The organism is Stenotrophomonas sp. RIT309, assembly GCF_000632045.1.
Taxonomy (GTDB): Bacteria; Pseudomonadota; Gammaproteobacteria; order Xanthomonadales; family Xanthomonadaceae; genus Stenotrophomonas; species Stenotrophomonas indicatrix.
Window position 1 is genome coordinate 1 of the sequence record NZ_JFYS01000017.1, and the last position, 18870, is coordinate 18870.

An 18870-nucleotide genomic window follows, 5' to 3' on the forward strand; every position below is an offset into this window, starting at 1 on the left:
GGAATAGCTCAGTTGGTAGAGCGCAACCTTGCCAAGGTTGAGGTCGCGAGTTCGAGTCTCGTTTCCCGCTCCAGATTGCACAGGGCCCCGGTTGGGGCCTTGTTTTTCTCCCGCCACGGCAAGGCGGGGCACGTTGAGCCACAAGGCTCTTCGCGCAGTCAGAAAAGTGAAAACTGTTGTGAAATGGCTGGTGTGTGTCCCGGGCTTCCGGTACCATACGGCTTATGCGGGAATAGCTCAGTTGGTAGAGCGCAACCTTGCCAAGGTTGAGGTCGCGAGTTCGAGTCTCGTTTCCCGCTCCATGTTCCGACAGGCCCCATCGCGGGGTTTTGTCATGTCAGGGGCGTCGTTCCTGATCGCAGTACGTTGGCCTCATGGCAGAGTGGCTATGCACCGGATTGCAAATCCGTTTACAGCGGTTCGATTCCGCTTGAGGCCTCCAATTGAAAAGCCCTGACTCCGGTCAGGGCTTTTTCTTTGCGCGTCCCCTGGCGCCAGCAGGGGTACCAAACTGCACATGCGACCCGGCGGGACCGGCTGCTAACGTCGCCGCACTCCTCTTCAGCGGTGGTGACTGCAGTGCGGAACCTGGCCATCCAGCAGGCGGTATACGTTCCCCTCGGCGCCATGCTGGCGCTGATCGCTTTCGCATTCACCGTGCCCGGCTACCACCCGCTCTCCCAGCACCTCAGCGAGCTGGGCCTGATGCCGGGGCTGCCAGCCAAGGCGGTGCAGGTCGGCGCGGTGGTCAGTGGCTCGGCCATCATCGTCTTCAGCCTTGCGTTGCTCGCGCAAGGTCGCCGTTTCGCGCTCACTGTGCTCACTTCCCTCCTGTTCGGCGTGTCCATGGTCAGCAATGGCGTCTTCACCACGGGCAGTCCGCTGCATGGCCTCTATGGCATCGGCATCTTCTCGATCCTGACCCCGCTGCTGTTCCTGGCCGAGCTGGGCCCTGCTGCGTCGACGCGTATGGTCTGGATTGCGCGCGTCACTTCGCTGCTGGGGATGGCCTATCTGTGGCTGATGCTTTCCGGCTTCGACCCGGAGCCCTATCGCGGCCTCACCCAGCGCATCGCGCTGCTGCCGGCGTTCGGCTGGTACACCTTCGCCGCGCTGGAGCTGCGTCGATCCCGCATCTGAATCAGAGGCCTCTGCTGCCTCCTCGTTGGCAGCGTGCAGCCAAGGGTTCATGCAGTCAGCGGCAAAGGATCGTCAGCGCGGAAATTGCGCGCCATCGGCGTGGTGGTGCCCACATAGTGGCGGAACAGATAGATCAACGGTGCCCAGCGCTGCACGTCGATGTGCTGGGTACCGGCAACGGTGATCGCCTCGTGCGCATGCACCCGGCAGATCCGTCCTTCGACGATCATGAAGCCCTGATCCTGGGTTCCGCTGGACCGATGCGAGGCAAGCAGCGCGACCTCCACCTGCAGCGGGCATTCGGCAATCGCCGGCGGGGCCACCTGCACCGAGTCGACGCGGCTGAAGCCGCCCAGTGCGAACTTGTCAGGCACATGCACGTACCCCATGGCGCGCTTCGACTCCGGCACGGGGTTACGAGCAGTGGCGCGGGCGATGGCCTCAACCTGCGCGGCCTGCGTGGCATCTGCGAAGTTCAATACGCATTCGCCGCGTGCCAGAAGATTGCTGCAGCCCTGGCCCTGTTCGCCGATACCGAGCACCACGCGGTCGCCCAGCGCCCAGAATGACGAAAGCGGACTGATGTTCGCACTGCCGTCTTCATTCAACGTGGTCATCAGCACCACCGGTGTTCCCGGGTAGAGCACGGAGGGGGTGATGCAGCGGCGTTGGAGGTCTTCCGGTGACATGCCTGAGCTCGTGGGGTGCCGGCGATGACTGTGCCCTGTGCAGGGGCGCGCATGCTTCGATCCGGGTCGAACGATGCGCGGAAAGCGGCATGCCACAATGCGGCCATGGTCCAGACGTCCCGCTCCTTCATCCATGTCGGCACGCTGGTCGGTGACCACGCACGCGCGGCCATGCTGTTGACGTTGATGGATGGCCGGGCGCACACGGCGTCCGAGCTGGCCGGCGTGGCTGGCATCTCGCCGCAGACGGCAAGCAGTCATCTACGGCGGTTGCTCGACGGCGGCATCCTGGCCGTGGAGGTGCAGGGACGCCACCGCTATCACCGGATTGCCTCGACCGAGGTCGCCGACATGCTGGAAGGCATCCTGCGTTTCAGCGATCAACGGCCGCCGCTTTCTCCACGAGCGGTACGAGTTGATGCCGGCTTCCGCCGGGCGCGCACCTGCTACCGGCATCTGGCGGGTGAATACGCCGTCGCCATCTGCGACCACCTGCTGACCATCGGGGCGATCTCCACGGCTGCAGACCATTGGCAGATGACGTCCCATGGCGCCTCCATCCTGCGCGCCGTGGGGCAGCCGCTGGAAGCGTTGATCGCGCGATCGCCACAGGTGACGCCCGCGCGATACTGCCGCGGCTGCCTGGACTGCACCGAGCGGCGCCCGCACATGGCTGGCATGGTGGGTGAAGCACTGCTGGAGAGTTTCCTGCAGAACCACTGGCTGCGTCGCCTCGCGGGGCGGCGTGACCTGCAGGTCACACCTGCCGGGCAGGAGGCATTCCGCAGGCTGTTCGACGTACACGCCTGAGGCCCGCCGCGTGCCGCTGGCAGTCTCAGCCGGCCACGACATTGCGACGGGGTATGGTCGGAGTCCTGGTCTTCGGGAGCAGCAATGGCAGGCAAGGACATGAGGGGCCGCATGCACGATGCGGCTGGTCGGCAATGAGCAGGTCAACCGCAGATGTGCGCTGGCTTACATTCCGGCTGAAGAACGGGCAGTCCATCGGCCCCGATCAACTGAAGGATGGCTGGGTCGTCGCCTCGGAGAGCCGTCATTGTGATGTGCGCCGGGAGAGTATCGAGGGCGCTGGCGTGGTCTATGCCCTGTATGGTCCGCCGGATCTTCCGTCTCCGCGCCGCGCCGAACTGCGCATGCGCGACTTCCTCATGCGCTCCGGCTACACCTTCACCATGGGTACGCTCGGCCACTGATGCGGTCGGCTGCTCAGAAGGGAGCCGCGGCTGCCTTCAACGCCTCGACCACCTGTGAATCCGCAAAGCCGCAGTGGCCTTCGCCCACCGCAGGCAGTACGCGCGGCAATGGCGTGGCGCCAGCGTGCTCGGCCAGTTGCGGATACACCGCCTGCATGCGCGGCACGATGCTCGGGTCGTTGTTGTTGAACTGGATCACCAGCGGTCGCTTGAGCGCGCCGGTCAACGCCAGCTTTTCGCGCACGTATCGCTGTGCCGGCGCAGCAGGTGCCAGCCGTTGCACGCCCGCGTTGAACGCCTTGTCGTCACCGAATCCGCGGTAGACGGTCCTCACGTTGCCGACCGGCATGCCGCCGGCGCGCGTGGCCAGTTCGTGCAGGATCATCGCGTGCAGGCTGATCGTGCCCGGCAATGCCTCCACGCTTACCTGCAGCCGTGCAGCCAGTTGCGCAGCCACGTCCGGCCGGGTCTGAAGCGCGGCGGCGATGCCTTGATAGAGCTCCATCTGCGGCAGTGCCGCAGCTTCCGCCGATGCCAGGCCCTGCCGGTGCAGTCCCTTGGGCTCGGGGAAGAAATAGTCGAACGCCACCAGAGTGGTCAGCAGGTCGTTGGCCAGTTGTTCGCCGGGCAGGTTGGCCCCGCACAGCGACACGCCTCCGGCGTAGTGCCGTGGCAGGCGTTCGAGGGTGGCGATGGCCACCGCACCGCCCATCGAAAAGCCGAGAATCCAGGTGCGACGCACGTCCTTCAATTCGGACGCGGCGTGCGCGCGCAGGCGTTCCATGTCCACGATCGCATCTGCCACTGCCCAGCCCTGGCTGGCATAGGCGCTCTGCGCCACGGCATAGCCCGCTGCAAGCAGGCTGGCGGTGCTGTCGTTGGCCGGCATCGGTGATGGCTGCGGCACGCCCACCGGTTCATAGCCATGCGCCAGCATCACCAGTTCGCCGTTCCAGCCGGCGGGCACGTCCAGGCGCCAGCGCGCGCCCTGCAGCTCACCGCTGGAGGTGCGTGACGGGGCGGGCGGCGCGGCGGCCTGCGACACGTGCGGCAGCAGCAGGACCAGTGCCAGGACCAGCCGGTGGAAGGTTCGCATCATGGTCTTTGCCCTGGCCGGTGCGGTCTGCGCGGAAGGTGCCGCCTGTATAGCGCTGCCCCTGCACGGTGGCTAGCCCCTGACGCAATGCAATCGAATTCGATACGATCTGCCGTATCTGCTCCCTTCCATTTGATCTGGGGTCCCGCCATGGTCGATCGCCTCGCCATCCTGCTCGAACGCTTCGCGGTCACCGCCTCGGTGTTCCATGCCGGCGCGCTGTGCGGCATCAACAGCCTGGAGGCCGAAGGCGACGCCGGCCAGCTGCACCTGGTGCGGCGCGGTCCGTTGCAGGTCAGTCATGGCACGCAGACGGTGCAGGTCGACGTTCCCAGCCTGCTGCTGTATCCGCGCCCGCTGCCACACCGCTTCCACACCGATCCACAGCATGGCGCGGACATGGCCTGCGCCAATCTCCATTTCGAGGGCGGCAGGCTCAACCCGATCAGTGCCGCGCTGCCCGATTTCATCTGCCTGCCGTTGGCCGAACTGTATGGCGGCCATGCCGCCCTGGAGCTGTTGTTCGAGGAGGCATTCGAGCAGCGCTGCGGTCGCACGGTGATGGTCAACCGCCTGTTCGAGGTGGTGATGATCCAGGTGCTGCGGCAGTTGATGGAGGGGGGCGAGATGCGCGGCGGCCTGTTCGCCGGGCTTGGCCATCCACGGCTGCGGTTGGCGCTGGTGGCCATGCACGAGGCACCCGCCCAGGCCTGGACACTGGAAGATCTGGCCGATGTTGCAGGCATGTCGCGCAGCGTGTTCGCCGCCAGTTTCCGCGAGGCCATGGGAACCACGCCCGGGCAGTATCTGCAGGGCTGGCGGGTAGGCCTGGCGCAGCAGGCGTTGCGGCAGGGGCGACCGTTGAAACGGATCGCCGACGAGGTTGGCTATGGCAGCGAGGCCGCGTTGTCTCGGGCGTTCAAGGCACACACCGGGCAATCGCCACGGCAGTGGCGCGGACAGGCGCGCGCTGCTGCCGGCTGACTGTTACCCCAGCGCGAGCCGGGTCAGCTTCATGCCGGCGAACAGCCCGGCCAGGCCCAGTGCTACCGAGCCGCCGGCGTACAGTGCGGCCAGGCCATGCTGGCCCCGCTGCAGCAGCAGGCCGGTTTCCAGCGAGAAGGTGGAGAACGTGGTGTAGCCACCAAGAATGCCGGTGGCCAGCAGCAGGCGCAGTTGCGGCGACGCGCCATTGCGCAGCGCAAACGCCTCTACCACCACGCCCATCAGCACGGCGCCGCTGATGTTGACCAGGAACGTCGACCAGGGCCAGGTGCTGCCGGCAGCCACGCGGGCGCCGATCAGATTGCAGGCATGGCGAAGGCAGGCGCCGACACCGCCGCCCAGGAATACCAGCACATAGTTGTTGAACGTCTGCATTGCTTGCCTCGAGTGCGTGTTCGCAGGTTCGACGGCGGACGCAATGGCGGGCACGGCCTGCCATCGACGAACGCCGGGTTCGTCTCAGCAGGAGCCATCAGCCATCTCAGGCGGTTATTGGGGGAGCCCCATCCCCATCGACGGCCATGCTACCAGCCCGCGATGGGTCAGGGCAGGGCAGTCATCACCACGCGTGCGACCTTGCCGCGGCTGACGCCCTCCATCAGCAGGTCGTGGGCCATCAACCCCAGCGTGGCCTCGCGACGGTAGCCCACCTCAAGTCCGCGCTCGTCAAGGATGTGGGCGACCAGCTCATAGGCCGCTTGCCAGACATCCAGATGGGCTTCGCTGGGCATGTGCATGTAGGCCGTGCCGCGCTCGCCGACTCCCCGTCCCAGCGGGCCGAAGAGCAGCTCGCGTGGGTCCAGCTTCACCGCATCGGCAATGCGGAACAGCTGTTCGGCTTTCACGTGGTTGGCCTTGACGTGGTCGTTGAGCCAGTTGCTGACCGTTGCCGTCGTCGTTTCGGCGGCACGCGCCAGGTCGGCAGGGCGTGCATGCCCGGCGTCCTTCATGGCGACCGCGAGTCGTTGTCCAAGAGTATTCATCTATGCAAGCCAGCTTAACGCGTGGAAGCGAAAGAGGCCTTGGCGCAAGAATAAGTTTGATGATGAAAGGGATCGAAAATGGACGAATTCTGGAGCAAGCGGCAGGTCCGCACGCGGCTGGGCTTTTCCACCGACGCAGAGCTCGCCAGGTTGTTTGGAATCAGCAGATCCGCTGTCTCGCAATGGCCCAGAGGCTTTCCCATCCCGCCGCTGAGGCGCTACATCCTGCAGCAGCGATACCCTGCGTTGTTCCCGATGGATGATGACTCGCACGACGAAACCGCATGAGATGCGTCGAGGGTTGTCGCAGACAGGCCGCCAAGATCGATTTGCTAAGTATGCTTAGCAACATAGACAGAATCGATCGACGTATCCCCAGCGATGGTCCGATCTGTGATGGCTACCCGGGTTCGCCGGCTGACTTTGTCGACATCGGCACGGACGTTTCTGATTCCGGTCGCTACGGCCTTTCATGAACGATTAATAATTTCAATCGCGAAAGTCGCGGCCTGTAATTGACGTGTCGTGAAATCTATGACTAATTGGCATCAACCGACTGTGAAGGCCGGGAGTCTTTCAGTAGCTCGCAAGTGAATCGGTCGACCGTCAACGATGCAGAACAAGTCCAACGGAGGTCGTATGGAATACGGCATGCATGGCTTGGCTGAACGGGTACGCCGCGAACTGGAAGCCAGTTATCACAAACACGGATGCGGCCCGGCGTTCTGGGATACCTACCAGCAGGTGCTTGATCGTCTCGTTCCGCAGGGGACCGGGCGAACCGATGTCACCAATGAAATGGCGCTGATCATCGAACAACTGGGCATCGTCCGCCGCGCCCAGCTGGTACCGCCGCGCCCGGGCGACCCGGGCTGATTCAGAGCAGGCGCCAAGCGCCGCACACCAGCAGCGCCAGCAGCAACGAAGCCAGGGCCGTGGTGCGGGGACGCCACCACCGGCGCGGCTGGCCTGCCATCACCTGCGGGCTGCAGTAGCGCACCAGGCTTGGGCCGAAACCTGCCTGATGCTGCTGCTGCGTGCACGCTTCCAGGCAGGCACCGCAGGCCAGGCAGTCGGCCTGTGGGCCATGGCGGATGTCCAGCTGCATCGGGCACGCGCGCACGCAGGCCATGCAATCGAGGCAGTCGCCCAGCCGATCCGCGCTGAAGGTGGGCATCGGTCCGGCCAGCAGCGGATGCGCGGCACGGAAGACATAGTCCTGCGCGGTGGTCGGATCGAGCAGGCCGCGACCGCGGCCGAGCACGCCGCCCAATGCCGGCGGGCGGGCGCCGCGCGGCTCGCCGCGGCGGGGGTCATACAACATGCGCGGGGTGTGCGGGTCGGTCAGCAACGGCTGCATGCGCGCGAACGGACAGAGTGATCGGCACACCTGCTCGCGCAGGAACCCCGCATTGCCCCACGTGGCGCCGGCATAGAACAGCACCCAGAAGGTCTCCCAGCCACTCCATGCGCCATCGAACGCGCCGGTGACCAGTTCGCGGATCGGGCTGAACAGCCCGACGAACGTGATCCCGGTCCACAGCGACAGCAGCAACCAGGCCAGCTGGGTGGCCGGCCGCGCCAGCTTCGCCGGCAGCACGCGGGCCAATGCCTGCGCGATTCCGTCGAACGCTCGTGTCCATAGCGTCTGCGGGCAGGCATGTCCGCACCACACGCGACCAGCCAAGTGGGTGAGCAGGGCCAGACCCACCGCCATCACCGCCAGCAGCCCCAGCAACACACCGATGTCATCCGGCCACAGGGTCCAGGCGAACAGGTCGAAGCGGCGCGCGTTGAGGTCCAGCAGCAGGGCCTGGCGTCCATCCCACTGCAGCCACGGCAGCGCATGGAACAGGACCAGCAATGCAAGGCCCAAGGTGCGGCGCCAACGCCATGCGCGCAGGGGCGAGGATGCGGTGATGCTCATCCCAGTGGCAGCTCCTCATCCTCTTCGTTCGGCATCGGCCGCAGCAGGTAGCCGGTCACCGCGCTGGAAAGTGCGGTGACCGCCCAGAACATGAAGAAACCTGCGGTGTAGCCCAGCTCACGGCTGATGGCCGTACCCGGGAAGCTGATCGCCTGCAGCCGCAGTGGATCGACGAAGGCGAAGAACACCACGCAGGCCAGGCCGGCGGCGATGAAGCTGGGCCACAGGACTGCACCCCAATGCTGGATACGCCGCTGGCGGCTGGAAGTCGGTGTGTTCATGCGGGTTCGAGTTGAAGAAGAGGGCGGCGCGTATACTTCGCCGTGGGTGGCGCAGCATCCGCAGGGCATGCTTCCTGCAAGCGTGCCAGCCTAGGTGCGCCGCAGTGCGCTGACATTGATCTGGATCAACAGCGGTGGTGGCGGCATGCGGCACACTGCCGATCCGCACTTGGTGCCCTGATGAACGCAACGCCCACGACTGCCCTTCCCATTGCTTCGCCAGAGTTGTGCAGCGAGGAGGAAGTGACCCGGTTGGTCCACGATTTCTATGCGCGCGTGCGTGAAGAGGAGCGTCTGGGGCCGGTATTCGAAGGGCATGTGCGCGACTGGCCGGAACACCTGGCCCAGCTCGTCGATTTCTGGTCGGCGATGCTGCGCGGGACCCGCAGGTTCAAGGGCTCGCCGATGTCCAAGCACATGGCGATCGATCTGGAAAAGGATCTGTTCGACCGCTGGCTGGTGCTGTTCCACATCACCACGGCCGAATGCAACAACCCGCCCATGCAGGCGCTGGCCGACGATGTGGCCGCCCGCATCGCCGACACCTTCTGGCGCCGCTACCAGATGCTGCGCTGGCCGCAGGTCATGCTGCCGGTGCTGGGCGTGCCCACCAAGGATTGATCTGGGTCAAGGCGTACCGCCAGGCTTGGGGCGATGCTGGCGCCATGGACACGTTCTCTCCCGCTGCCGGTGGCCTGGCCTGGACCTTCGATCCCGATATGCTGCGACGGCATGACCGTCCCGGCCCGCGCTACACCTCCTATCCCACCGCGCCGCACTTCCATGACGGCTTCGATGCACCCGCGCTGCGCCAGGCGATCGCCGACAGCAACCCGTTGGCGCGCGCGTTGTCGTTGTACGTCCACGTGCCATTCTGCTCCAGCCCCTGCTTCTACTGTGGCTGCAACCGGGTGATCACCCGCGACCGCGGGCGTGGCCACAGCTACGTGTCACGCGTGCTGGCCGAGGCGGACCTGCTGGCACCGCAGTTCGCCGATGGTCGTGAAGTGATCCAGCTGCACCTCGGCGGTGGTACGCCGAATTTCCTCGATGCCGATGCGATGACCGCACTCGTCGAGGGCCTGCGCCGCCGCTTCGATTTCAGCGGCTCGTCGCAGCGTGATTTTTCCATCGAACTGGACCCGCGTTTCATCGACACCAGCGATGTGGCGATGCTGGCCCGGCTGGGCTTCAACCGCGCCAGCCTGGGCGTGCAGGATTTCGACCCGGAGGTGCAGGAATCGATCAACCGGGTGCAGGGCGTACGGCAGACGCTGGATATCCTGCGTGCCTGCCGCGACAGCGGCATGCGTTCGGTCAACGTCGATCTGATCTACGGCCTGCCAGGGCAGAGTCTGCAGGGCTTCGGCCGCACCCTGGAACTGGTGCTGGCGCTGCGTCCGGATCGACTGGCGGTGTATGGCTATGCGCATCTTCCGCACCTGTTCCGCGCGCAGCGGCAGATCGACGAAAGCCGGATGCCTTCGCCGGAAGACAAGCTGGCGCTGCTGGGCCTGGCGGTGGAGCGCCTGTCCGCAGCCGGCTACCAGTACATCGGCATGGATCACTTTGCTTTGCCGGAAGAAGATCTGTCGCGTGCCCAGCGCGCCGGCCAGCTGCATCGCAACTTCATGGGCTACACCACCCACGCCGACACCGATCTGCTCGGCCTTGGCGTAAGTGCGATCAGTCACATCGGTGCCACCTACAGCCAGAATCCGCGGGACCTGCCGTCGTGGGAGAGCGCGGTGGACCAGGGGCAGCTGCCGGTCTGGCGCGGCGTCGCACTCAGTGCCGACGACCAGCTGCGCGCCGAGCTGATCCAGCAGTTGATGTGCCAGGGTGAGGTGGATGGAATGTCACTGGCCCAACGCCACGGCATTGATTTCGAGACCTACTTCGCCGAAGACCTGCAGGCCGTGCAGCGCCTGCAGCAGGATGGCCTGGCCGAGTACCGCGATGGCGTGGTGCGTGCCAGCGAGCCGGGGCGGCCGCTGCTGCGCCTGCTGGCGATGTGCTTCGATCCCTATCTGCGCGCTGCGCAGGAGCAGCCGCGTTATTCGCGGGCGATCTGAGCGCAGGTCTCAGCGCTTTCCGACGCCCCGTTCGGGGGGGCGAGCGGCCATGCCACCACTGGAGGTGGTGCTCCAGTTGCCGCTCAGATCGCGCACGCTGGTGGAGTAGGAGCCGTCGCTGTACTCGGTGCGCCACCTGCCGCTCAGGTCACGCTTGCTGACCGAGTAGCTGCCGTCACTGTACTGGGTGCGGATGTTGCCGCTCAGGTCAGTGCTGCTGTTGGAGTAGCTGCCATCGCTGTGGGAGGTGCGCTTGCGGCCACTCAGGTCGGTGGTGGTGGTCGAACGGCTGCCGTTGCTGTGCTCGGCGGTCACCCGGCCGGACAAGTCGCGCTTGATGCGGCTGGACGATCCGTCACTGTTGCGGATATCCAGGCTTCCGTCGAGGTTGCGATGACTGTCCGAACGACTCTGCGCCGATGCCGGTGCGGTGGCCTGGGCGAGCATCGCGACCAGCGCCAGCGATGACGCGATCCTTATCCACTTCATGGCTGATCTCCTTGTGCGCGGTTCGGCGGCCGGGGCGGGGCGTTCGATTCTGCCATGCCGGCCTGAAGGCGTCCTGATCGCGGAAACGGCAGCTGAGTGGCCGCATTCCCTCCGGCGGGCTGCTGTGCGCAACCAGCGGTGCGGACCCTTTGTGGGAGCGTCAATGCTTGATTGGGTGTGCTATTCCGCCTGAATGGAAGCCGCCTACCAGAAGCTGGTCCGCATGACGGGTGCCACCGTTTCGCTGCAGGAGGTCGCCGCGCTCTATGCCCACGATCCGGGCAGGCGCTGGGCTAGCTCATGCGCATCGCGGCTCGCGTCTGCTCCTGGGCGTGGTCCTGCTGGGCGACCTGCTGTGCCTGTGAAATCTGCTCGACCTTGGCGAGCGACTGCTCCACGGGTGTGTTGACGGCCTCGCTGATCGCAACCGACGCCCGCAGGTGTGCCGGATTGTCGAGCTCGCCCTGCACGACGAACATGCGCGGGCCCGAAACATTGCTCGGCGGAGTGCCCAGCACGACGTGATCGACGCGCTCCAAACCGCTGCTCTTAGCTGTTGCCAGCAAGCTGGCCGTCATTCGCTCGCTGATTTCATCGAAGCCGCGCCCGTGCTTGGCGTCCAAGGCGGATACGCCATCGCGAATCTGCCGGTAGAGCGCATGTTCCAAGTGGCCTTCCTTCCTGGGATCCAGGCCTGCCTTGTCCAAGGTTGATTCGATGCTTTCTTGCAACGGGCTCTTGGGAGAGAAGCCTGGATTGCTCAGAGAGGGCGAGCCCTTGTCGGTTGCATCCGGGACCAGCTGCCCGCCGGGCTTGAGCGCATTGTGGGCGCGCTGCTCCGCTTCAGCTTCTTGGCGAGCGTATGCACCGGCTTCCTCGGTGCCGCGCAGGTAATTGACCCCGTCGCGCATGAGTCCGGGGCCGCCGCCGACAAGCACGGTCGCTCCCATACGCAGCTGATGAATATCACTGCGGTAGTCGGCAATCCGGCGCAGGTCTTCAGGGTCTGTGACCCGGGCTCTGGGGTCGTCCAGTACAGACTGCACCGGCCCCTTGTCGGTCATCCGATCAAGGAAATGAACCATTCGATGGGAATCCCCCAACTGGACCGCCACAGCGGCGGACATGAGGTGGCCGCTTTTCAGCCCAGGTGCTCCGAGGGACGCGATGCGTTGGCCCTGCTCGGCGGTGCGCAGAACCTCCAGTTCCTTGGGGAGCGCGTACATCTCAACCTTGCCGTAATGCGGGCCGCCCGCACTGACCAAGTCGCCTGCCATGACATGGTTGGTGAACGGCGCCGCATTGGCTGGCTGGCCTTCCGGAAGGCGATAGGCCAACCCGGCAGCGCCGTACGGATTGAACGCGTCGCCGGGGAGGTTGTAGTGGTGCGCGGTGATCTGTGCGAGCGCGCCGCCCAGTGAATGGCCGGTGACGTGCACTGGCCCATACCCATTTCCCTCAGCCAGTTTGGTTGCCTGCTTGGTGAGCGCAAGAGCATCGCCAAGCTGTGAATTGATTCTGGCGGTGACCATCGCAGCGTCGATGCCGCCATCAAGTACTGCCTGGCGATCAAACTCGGTTCCACGATGGGCAGCGATGACTTCTTTTGTTTCTATGTTGAGGTAGACAACACCTTGATATCCGTTCCCGGAGTCGCGACGGGCCAAAACCGTGTATTTCGTTCCATCAATGGCGATGTCGGAATCGGGGGGCGGGAGGGGGTCCTTATAGACATGGTTCGAAAGCGTGGCGTTTTCCCTAGCGTTCATGGCGTTGTTCCTTCAACCCGTGTGGATACTTCGATTGGGAAGTATTCCTTGCGCTTGTCTTGTGGCATCTTTTCGTACCAACTCGAAGGTTCGGTTGGAGTCCGGCTTGGCGTTTGCCCCGTGGTCATGGCGGGCAATGCGCGCTTTATATAGGCGGTGAAGGTTTTCCCGCCTTCAATCTCACTGAATAGAGCTGAGACTGATGCACGGATTGGCCGATCATCGATGATGAAGGCGAACGAAGCTTCTACGAGAGCAGGTGTCCATGTGCACGGGCCATTACCGTAATAGTCAGCAACTTCCATTCCGTCCTTGAACACGGTGCTGCTGAATTCTGTAGCACTTATACGCCGTACTGGGGGATCAATCGTGTGCTGGTTCGGTTCGTATTGCACACCCTCGTAATTGTTGATCGGGGGGAGGCAAAGTGGATCTATCTGGTAGGTGACGGATACCTTGGGAGTTGGTATCTCCAGTGGCGCGTCATGGACCCGGATGATGATGGGCAGCGCATCCGCAGGTACCGGATTTTCGCGGTAAACAGGATACGAGCGTTCCTTGTGGCAGCCTGAAAGGACCAAGCTGATCAAAGCGATCAATGCCGCATGGGAAAGGCTTGCGAGAGATTTCAGCATGAGCCGTCCATGTCGCGGATTGACGAACCATGGGGGCATGCTTGTACAGCTTTCCTGCGGAGCATGGTTCTCGGTGCGTGAAGCTGCCGACAGGATTGCCCTGATCGGTGTTCAGCTGGACAAGAGCTATGACTGTGAAAGCCTGCGCGATGAGCATTTCGGGGCAAATACGACAGTCTCGTCGCCGCCGTCGGCTCGTTCCCATAGCCTCCATTCTTGCGCCCCAGCGATACGGGGCCATGCGAGATAGCGTTCATCATCGCTCCATTGCTCTTCATCAACAGACTATACGGCTCGTTTCTGCCGTGTTCCATAAAGATGTGGGAGACGAGGAATGAGCGGGCGGCCTGCATCTTCCAGGGTAAACGCCATGCCGAGCGCTGGTGCGCGGGCAGGCTGGACCCCCGGATGCGGCTGCGAGCAGCTGTGGCTCGGATGGTGGACGACACTCCGAGCGAGCCTCTACCGCCGCTGCCCGCCCTGCCGCCTACACAAACAGCTGCAGCAGGCACGCTGCTTGATCGAGGGGGGCGAGGGACCTGGAACGAGTAAAGGAAGCGCTGGCGCCAATCCGTTCGCCGGCGGTGATGAAGCCAAGGGCGAAGGACCCGATGAAGACACGGGTGAGGACAGGTCTGAGGGAACTGCGCCGGGGCGTGTGAGCACGGCCAGCTCGCTTTTGCGGAGCAAGTCGAAAATTGCGGAGCGCTGGGAGCTGCAAGAAATCGCCCGAAACCGTTGGTGCCCGGAGCCGGAATCGAACCGGCATGACCTTGCGGTCGGCGGATTTTAAGTCCGATGCGTCTACCAGTTTCGCCATCCGGGCCTGCAGCGCGCGCCGATTGTAACGGAATCGCCGCCGCTGCCGCCGGCTAACACGGCTTTTACGCAACCGGACGCGGCGCTGGGTACAGTCCGCCAACGTTCCCGGGAATGGCGATATGCGTGCACGTGGCAGGCGATGGATCGGATGCAGTGCCGTGCTGGGGCTGATGCTGGCGATCGGCCCGGCCGCCGCGCAGCAGGGGCCTGCGCCCACCGGGGCGGTGGTGGACATGGCGACGGTGCAGGTGACCGGCGAACAACCCGGCCCCGGCCTCTGGAAGGTCACCGCTCCACAGGGGCATGTGTTGTGGATCCTGGGCACGGTCTCGCCGTTGCCGAGCGGTGTGCAATGGCGCTCCGACGAAGTGGAGCGGACCATTGCCAGCGTCGACCATGTGCTGGGCGATCCGGGTTTCGCCCTCGATGCGAAGATCGGTGTGTTCAAGGGTCTGACCCTGCTGCCACTGGCGTTGAAGACCGCGCGCGATCCGCAGGGGCGCACGCTTGACCAGATCCTGCCGCCGGCAACGCACGCGCGCTGGCTCGGCCTGAAACAGACCTACCTAGGCAATGACCGTGGCGTGGAAAAGGACCGTCCGCTGGTGGCCTCCGGCCGCTTGTACCAGGCCTTCCTCAAGCGCAACGGCCTGCGTGATGGCAAGCAGGTCAAGGAAGCACTCGGGCGCGCGTACAAGGCGCACGATCTGAAGCCGGAAGACGTGCAGGTCAAGCTGAAGGTCGACGACATCCGTGGCACGTTGAAGGAGCTGCAGGCCACCGAAGTCGATGACCGCGCGTGTTTCGAACGCACGCTCGACACGGTGGAATTCCAGGCACCGGTGCTGCGCGAGCGCGCCAACGCCTGGGCGCTGGGGGATGTCGCGGCACTGCGCCGGCTGTCGGGTTCGGCGATGGCCCAGACCTGCCGCGAACTGCTGCAGGATTCGGCCTTCGTGCGCCGGCGCGGCTGGAGCGATATGCCGCAGCAGGTACGCACGCGCTGGCTGCAGGGCGTGGATGCGGCGCTGAGCCGTCATCCAGGCACCTTCGCGACGGTGCCGGTCAGCCTGCTGCTGGGCGAGGGCTATCTGGATGCGCTGGTGCAACGCGGTTATCAGGTCGAGTCGCCGCCGGAATAGCCAACGCTTGAAGTCCTCGTGCTTCCTGTCATATTCCTCTGCACTCAGGAGGGGAGTGATGGACATGCCGTTGCATGCGTACGCTTATGTCAGCACGGCCAGGGAGGGACTGGACGTGCCCGAGCTCGATGCATTGCTGGCCGATGCGACCGCGTTCAACCGCATGGCCGGGGTGACCGGGGCGTTGATGTTCGATGGCAGCCGTTTCCTGCAGTACATCGAAGGCCCACGGGATGGGCTGGCTTCGGTGCACGCGCGGATCGGCAACGCGCGTCGCCACGGCAGCATCATCCAGCTTGCCGCAGGCCCGATCCCGAGCCGCTGGTTCCCGCGCTGGACGATGGCCAACCGGCACGTGGATGCGGCGACGCTGGGCAGCATCGTGGCGGCCCCGTGGCATGGTTTCAGTCTGGGGCAGGAGCCCCCGGATCATGGCTTCTGCCTGTTGTTGCGGGCCTGGACGGGGCGGCACGGCGAACTCGAGCCGGCTGCCGTCAGCCTCGGATCCTGATCCGGGCGTGGTCTGGCGCCGCTGCCGCGGTTAACCTTGTCGGCACGTTTGCCTGCTCCCGGATCCCCGCATGACCCAGTGGACACCATCGCCGCCTGTTGGACGCCGCGCATGAGTGCGCCGATCGGCGCAGCACAGAGCCCGTCCCCGGCCATCATCGGCCTGGGATATGTCGGGCTGCCGTTGGCAGTGGCGTTCGGCCGCCAGCTGCCCACCTTGGGGTACGACATCGATGCTGCGCGCATCGCCGAACTGGCCGGCGGGCAGGACCACACGCTGGAAATGGAGCCGGACGAACTGGCCAGCGCGTCGCTGCTGCGTTACAGCAGCGATCCGGCGCAGCTCGACGCCTGCAACGTCTACATCGTCACCGTGCCCACGCCGATCGATGCCTACGAGCAGCCTGATCTGGAGCCTTTGCGCTCGGCGACGCGACTGATCGCCAGCCATCTGCGCGTCGGTGATCTGGTGATCTACGAATCCACCGTCTACCCGGGTACCACCGAAGAAGTCTGCGTGCCGCTGCTGGAACAGGGCTCGGGGCTGCGCTTCAACGAGGATTTCTACTGCGGCTACAGTCCCGAGCGGGTCAGCCCGGGTGACCGCCAGCGGCGCCTGGCCGACATCCGCAAGATCACCTCCGGTTCAACGCCGGACGTGGCTGCGGTGGTCGATGGCCTGTACCAGCGGATCATCACCGCCGGTACGTTCCCGGTGCCGTCGATGCGGGTCGCCGAAGCGGCCAAGGTGGTGGAGAACATCCAGCGTGACGTCAACATCGCGCTGGTCAACGAGTTGGCCCTGATCTTCGATCGCCTCGGCATCGACACCCAGGATGTGCTCGACGCCGCAGGCAGCAAATGGAACTTCCTGCCGTTCCGGCCGGGGCTGGTGGGAGGCCACTGCATCGGCGTGGACCCGTACTACCTGCTGCACAAGTCCGAAAGCATGGGCTACCACCCCGACCTCATCCACACCGCCCGGCAGGTCAACAACCGGGTGGGCGAACATGTGGCCAAACGCGTGCTGGCGATGCTCGCCGAGCGTGGCCGCATGCCAGCGCACTCGCGCATCCTGGTGCTGGGCGTGACCTTCAAGGAGGACTGCCCGGACCTGCGCAACAGCCGCGCGCTGGAACTGGCCCAGCGGCTGGCCGGCAGCGGCGCGCAGGTGGACGTCAGCGATCCGTGGGTGGGGCCAGCTGCCATGGCGGACGAGGGCGTGAACTGGCTGGCCGAGCCGGTGCCCGGCAGCTACGACGCGGTGGTGCTGGCGGTGGCGCATGAGAGCTTCAAGGCGATGGACGATGCCCATATCCGCAGCCTGTTGGCGCCCGGTGGGCTGGTCTATGACGTGAAGTCCGCCTGGCCGCGCAGCGTGGTCGACGATCGCCTGTAGGTGCTTGCGCGGTAGACTCGGGGCAGTTGCAACCGAGGAACGCCATGCACCGGTATATCGTCTACCTGCTCGCCATCCTGATGTTTCCGATCTGCCTGTGGCTGGCCACGATCTGGCCGGCCTGGTACTGGGGCGTCGGCATTACAGCTGCGATGGTGGCGCTGGGGACCTGGGACCTGCTGCAGAAGCGCAGCACCCTGCGCCGCAACTATCCGGTGATGGCGCACTTCCGTTATGGCCTGGAATCGATCGGCCCGGAGATCCGCCAGTACTTCGTGCAGAGCGATCTGGAGGATGTGCCGTTCTCGCGGCAGCAGCGTGCGCTGATCTACCAGCGCGCCAAGAACCAGATGGACACGGTGCCCTTCGGTACCCTGCGCAGCACATATGCGGTGGACTACGAATGGATCAACCATTCGCTGGCGCCGACCACCATCGCCAAGCATGATTTCCGCGTGCTGATCGGTCCGAACTGTGCCAAGCCCTATTCGGCGAGCGTGTTCAACATCTCGGCGATGAGTTTCGGTTCGCTGTCGGCCAATGCGATCCGCGCATTGAACGAAGGCGCACGCCTGGGGGGTTTCTACCACGATACCGGCGAAGGCTCGATTTCGCCGTATCACCGGGAGATGGGCGGTGACCTGGTCTGGGAGATCGGCTCGGGCTACTTCGGGTGCCGTGACGAGAAGGGCGGCTTCAGCGAGGAACGCTTCGTTGCCAATGCCAACCACGATCAGGTGAAGATGATCGAGATCAAGCTGTCGCAGGGTGCCAAGCCCGGCCATGGCGGGGTGCTGCCGGCGCCGAAGGTGACCGCCGAGATCTCGGTGACGCGTGGCGTGCCGATGGGCGTGGACTGCGTGTCGCCATCGCGCCATTCGGCGTTCTCCACGCCGGTTGAACTGCTGCAGTTCGTGGCCCGCCTGCGTGAACTGTCCGGTGGCAAGCCGGTTGGTTTCAAGCTGGCCATCGGCCACCCATGGGAATGGTTCGGCATTGCCAAGGCAATGCACGAGACCGGTCTGCTGCCTGATTTCATCGTCGTCGATGGCGCCGAAGGCGGTACCGGCGCGGCACCGGCCGAATTCGTCGATCACGTGGGGGTGCCGATGCACGAAGCGTTGCTGCTGGTGCACAACACCCTGGTCGGCCTGGACCTGCGCGAGCACATCCGTATCGGCGCTGCCGGCAAGATCACCAGCGCGTTCGATATCGCCCGCACCATTGCGATGGGCGCCGACTGGTGCAATGCCGGGCGCGGTTTCATGTTCGCGCTGGGCTGCATCCAGTCGCTCAGCTGCCATACCGACAAGTGCCCGACCGGCATCGCGACCCAGGATCCGGCACGCTGGAAGCATCTGGATGCACCGGACAAGGCCACGCGCGTGTACAGCTTCCACGAGCACACCCTGCACGCGCTGAAGGAGTTGCTGTGCGCGGCGGGCTTGAACGATCCGGCCGAGCTAGGCCCGGAACACATCCTTCGCCGGGTGTCGCCGGTTGAGATCCGTTCGCTGGCCTCGTTGTATCGTTACCTGGAACCGGGCGAGCTGCTGCACAAGGTGCCCGACCACGCGGTGTTCCATTCGTTCTGGGCGGACGCACGCAGCGATTCGTTCCAGCCGCCACCGAAGATCCAGGCGCTGCGTGCCAGCAAGTCGCGATGACCCGCGTTGCAGGACCGAGCCCATGCT

At 64.9% G+C, this 18870-nt stretch carries 21 protein-coding genes, 3 tRNA genes and 1 riboswitch; of the genes, 14 read left to right on the forward strand and 10 right to left on the reverse strand.

Features of this window, described 5'->3' with window-relative positions:
* Positions 1 to 226 precede the first annotated feature (226 nt).
* The 3 genes from BW38_RS09740 to BW38_RS0120720 all read left to right on the forward strand — a co-directional run bounded on the left by BW38_RS09740 (position 227) and on the right by BW38_RS0120720 (position 1140).
* A tRNA-Gly gene (locus tag BW38_RS09740) sits at positions 227 to 302 on the forward strand.
* 66 nt (positions 303 to 368) lie between these two features.
* Positions 369 to 442, forward strand: a tRNA-Cys gene (locus tag BW38_RS09735).
* Between the two features lie 137 nt (positions 443 to 579).
* The gene (locus tag BW38_RS0120720; protein WP_152543308.1) at positions 580 to 1140 is read left to right on the forward strand and encodes a DUF998 domain-containing protein; all 561 of its coding nucleotides are present in this window, start codon (positions 580 to 582) and stop codon (positions 1138 to 1140) included.
* 47 nt (positions 1141 to 1187) lie between these two features.
* Here BW38_RS0120720 and BW38_RS09730 read toward each other — a convergent pair whose 3' ends face one another.
* Positions 1188 to 1829, reverse strand: a complete 642-nt coding sequence (locus tag BW38_RS09730; RefSeq protein ID WP_032976488.1) for a flavin reductase — start codon at positions 1827 to 1829, stop codon at positions 1188 to 1190.
* 105 nt (positions 1830 to 1934) lie between these two features.
* Here BW38_RS09730 and BW38_RS09725 point away from each other — a divergent pair, with 105 nt between their 5' ends.
* Entirely contained in the window at positions 1935 to 2639 is a 705-nt protein-coding gene (locus tag BW38_RS09725; protein WP_032976489.1) for a winged helix-turn-helix domain-containing protein, read from the forward strand.
* A gap of 134 nt (positions 2640 to 2773) precedes the next feature.
* Complete coding sequence (locus tag BW38_RS09720; RefSeq protein WP_025875177.1) at positions 2774 to 3043, forward strand: hypothetical protein; 270 nt, start codon at positions 2774 to 2776, stop codon at positions 3041 to 3043.
* 13 nt (positions 3044 to 3056) lie between these two features.
* Here BW38_RS09720 and BW38_RS09715 read toward each other — a convergent pair whose 3' ends face one another.
* The gene (locus BW38_RS09715) at positions 3057 to 4139 is read right to left on the reverse strand and encodes an alpha/beta hydrolase (protein WP_032976531.1); all 1083 of its coding nucleotides are present in this window, start codon (positions 4137 to 4139) and stop codon (positions 3057 to 3059) included.
* 150 nt (positions 4140 to 4289) lie between these two features.
* Here BW38_RS09715 and BW38_RS09710 point away from each other — a divergent pair, with 150 nt between their 5' ends.
* Positions 4290 to 5123: an AraC family transcriptional regulator gene (locus BW38_RS09710; RefSeq protein ID WP_032976490.1), complete on the forward strand. Its 834-nt coding sequence runs from the start codon at positions 4290 to 4292 to the stop codon at positions 5121 to 5123.
* Between the two features lie 3 nt (positions 5124 to 5126).
* On the opposite strand, the gene crcB is transcribed toward BW38_RS09710, so the two are convergent.
* Positions 5127 to 5519, reverse strand: coding sequence for a fluoride efflux transporter CrcB (crcB, locus tag BW38_RS09705; protein WP_025875171.1), 393 nt, complete (start codon positions 5517 to 5519; stop codon positions 5127 to 5129).
* 81 nt (positions 5520 to 5600) lie between these two features.
* Positions 5601 to 5664, reverse strand: a riboswitch (Fluoride riboswitch).
* A gap of 22 nt (positions 5665 to 5686) precedes the next feature.
* A complete protein-coding gene (locus BW38_RS09700; RefSeq protein WP_223485056.1) occupies positions 5687 to 6127 on the reverse strand; it encodes a helix-turn-helix domain-containing protein in 441 nt (146 codons plus the stop codon).
* A gap of 78 nt (positions 6128 to 6205) precedes the next feature.
* Here BW38_RS09700 and BW38_RS09695 point away from each other — a divergent pair, with 78 nt between their 5' ends.
* Both BW38_RS09695 and BW38_RS09690 read left to right on the forward strand, forming a co-directional pair.
* Positions 6206 to 6415: a transcriptional regulator gene (locus tag BW38_RS09695; RefSeq protein ID WP_025875167.1), complete on the forward strand. Its 210-nt coding sequence runs from the start codon at positions 6206 to 6208 to the stop codon at positions 6413 to 6415.
* Between the two features lie 351 nt (positions 6416 to 6766).
* Entirely contained in the window at positions 6767 to 7003 is a 237-nt protein-coding gene (locus BW38_RS09690; RefSeq protein ID WP_025875165.1) for a hypothetical protein, read from the forward strand.
* A 1-nt stretch (position 7004) separates the two neighbouring features.
* Here BW38_RS09690 and BW38_RS09685 read toward each other — a convergent pair whose 3' ends face one another.
* Positions 7005 to 8054 (reverse strand): 4Fe-4S dicluster domain-containing protein, encoded by a 1050-nt coding sequence (locus tag BW38_RS09685; RefSeq protein WP_032976491.1) that lies wholly within the window; start codon positions 8052 to 8054, stop codon positions 7005 to 7007.
* Entirely contained in the window at positions 8051 to 8335 is a 285-nt protein-coding gene (locus BW38_RS09680) for a hypothetical protein (RefSeq protein ID WP_032976492.1), read from the reverse strand. Before BW38_RS09680 ends, BW38_RS09685 begins: the two co-directional genes overlap by 4 nt.
* Before the next feature lie 180 nt (positions 8336 to 8515).
* On the opposite strand from BW38_RS09680, the gene BW38_RS09675 reads away from it, so the two are divergent.
* Together BW38_RS09675 and hemN are read left to right on the forward strand one after the other, a co-directional pair.
* Positions 8516 to 8956 (forward strand): group III truncated hemoglobin, encoded by a 441-nt coding sequence (locus BW38_RS09675; protein WP_032976493.1) that lies wholly within the window; start codon positions 8516 to 8518, stop codon positions 8954 to 8956.
* 44 nt (positions 8957 to 9000) lie between these two features.
* A complete protein-coding gene (hemN, locus tag BW38_RS09670; protein ID WP_032976532.1) occupies positions 9001 to 10410 on the forward strand; it encodes an oxygen-independent coproporphyrinogen III oxidase in 1410 nt (469 codons plus the stop codon).
* 9 nt (positions 10411 to 10419) lie between these two features.
* Here hemN and BW38_RS09665 read toward each other — a convergent pair whose 3' ends face one another.
* The 4 genes from BW38_RS09665 to BW38_RS09655 all read right to left on the reverse strand — a co-directional run bounded on the left by BW38_RS09665 (position 10420) and on the right by BW38_RS09655 (position 14129).
* Positions 10420 to 10899, reverse strand: a complete 480-nt coding sequence (locus BW38_RS09665) for a hypothetical protein (protein ID WP_051585027.1) — start codon at positions 10897 to 10899, stop codon at positions 10420 to 10422.
* A 293-nt stretch (positions 10900 to 11192) separates the two neighbouring features.
* Positions 11193 to 12668 (reverse strand): XVIPCD domain-containing protein, encoded by a 1476-nt coding sequence (locus BW38_RS09660; protein ID WP_032976494.1) that lies wholly within the window; start codon positions 12666 to 12668, stop codon positions 11193 to 11195.
* Positions 12665 to 13303 carry a hypothetical protein gene (locus BW38_RS21500; protein WP_081794570.1) on the reverse strand — a complete coding sequence of 213 codons (639 nt, stop codon included), beginning with the start codon at positions 13301 to 13303 and terminating at the stop codon, positions 12665 to 12667. The genes BW38_RS09660 and BW38_RS21500 overlap by 4 nt, the downstream gene beginning before the upstream one ends.
* A gap of 739 nt (positions 13304 to 14042) precedes the next feature.
* A tRNA-Leu gene (locus BW38_RS09655) sits at positions 14043 to 14129 on the reverse strand.
* A gap of 154 nt (positions 14130 to 14283) precedes the next feature.
* Here BW38_RS09655 and BW38_RS09650 point away from each other — a divergent pair.
* The 4 genes from BW38_RS09650 to BW38_RS09635 all read left to right on the forward strand — a co-directional run bounded on the left by BW38_RS09650 (position 14284) and on the right by BW38_RS09635 (position 18843).
* Positions 14284 to 15267 (forward strand): TraB/GumN family protein, encoded by a 984-nt coding sequence (locus BW38_RS09650; RefSeq protein WP_051585028.1) that lies wholly within the window; start codon positions 14284 to 14286, stop codon positions 15265 to 15267.
* 58 nt (positions 15268 to 15325) lie between these two features.
* On the forward strand, positions 15326 to 15778 hold the full coding sequence (locus BW38_RS09645) for a BLUF domain-containing protein (RefSeq protein ID WP_234003447.1): 453 nt from the start codon (positions 15326 to 15328) through the stop codon (positions 15776 to 15778).
* 111 nt (positions 15779 to 15889) lie between these two features.
* Positions 15890 to 17176 carry a nucleotide sugar dehydrogenase gene (locus tag BW38_RS09640; protein ID WP_032976496.1) on the forward strand — a complete coding sequence of 429 codons (1287 nt, stop codon included), beginning with the start codon at positions 15890 to 15892 and terminating at the stop codon, positions 17174 to 17176.
* 44 nt (positions 17177 to 17220) lie between these two features.
* Entirely contained in the window at positions 17221 to 18843 is a 1623-nt protein-coding gene (locus tag BW38_RS09635; protein WP_025878880.1) for an FMN-binding glutamate synthase family protein, read from the forward strand.
* The last annotated feature ends 27 nt before the right edge of the window (positions 18844 to 18870 follow it).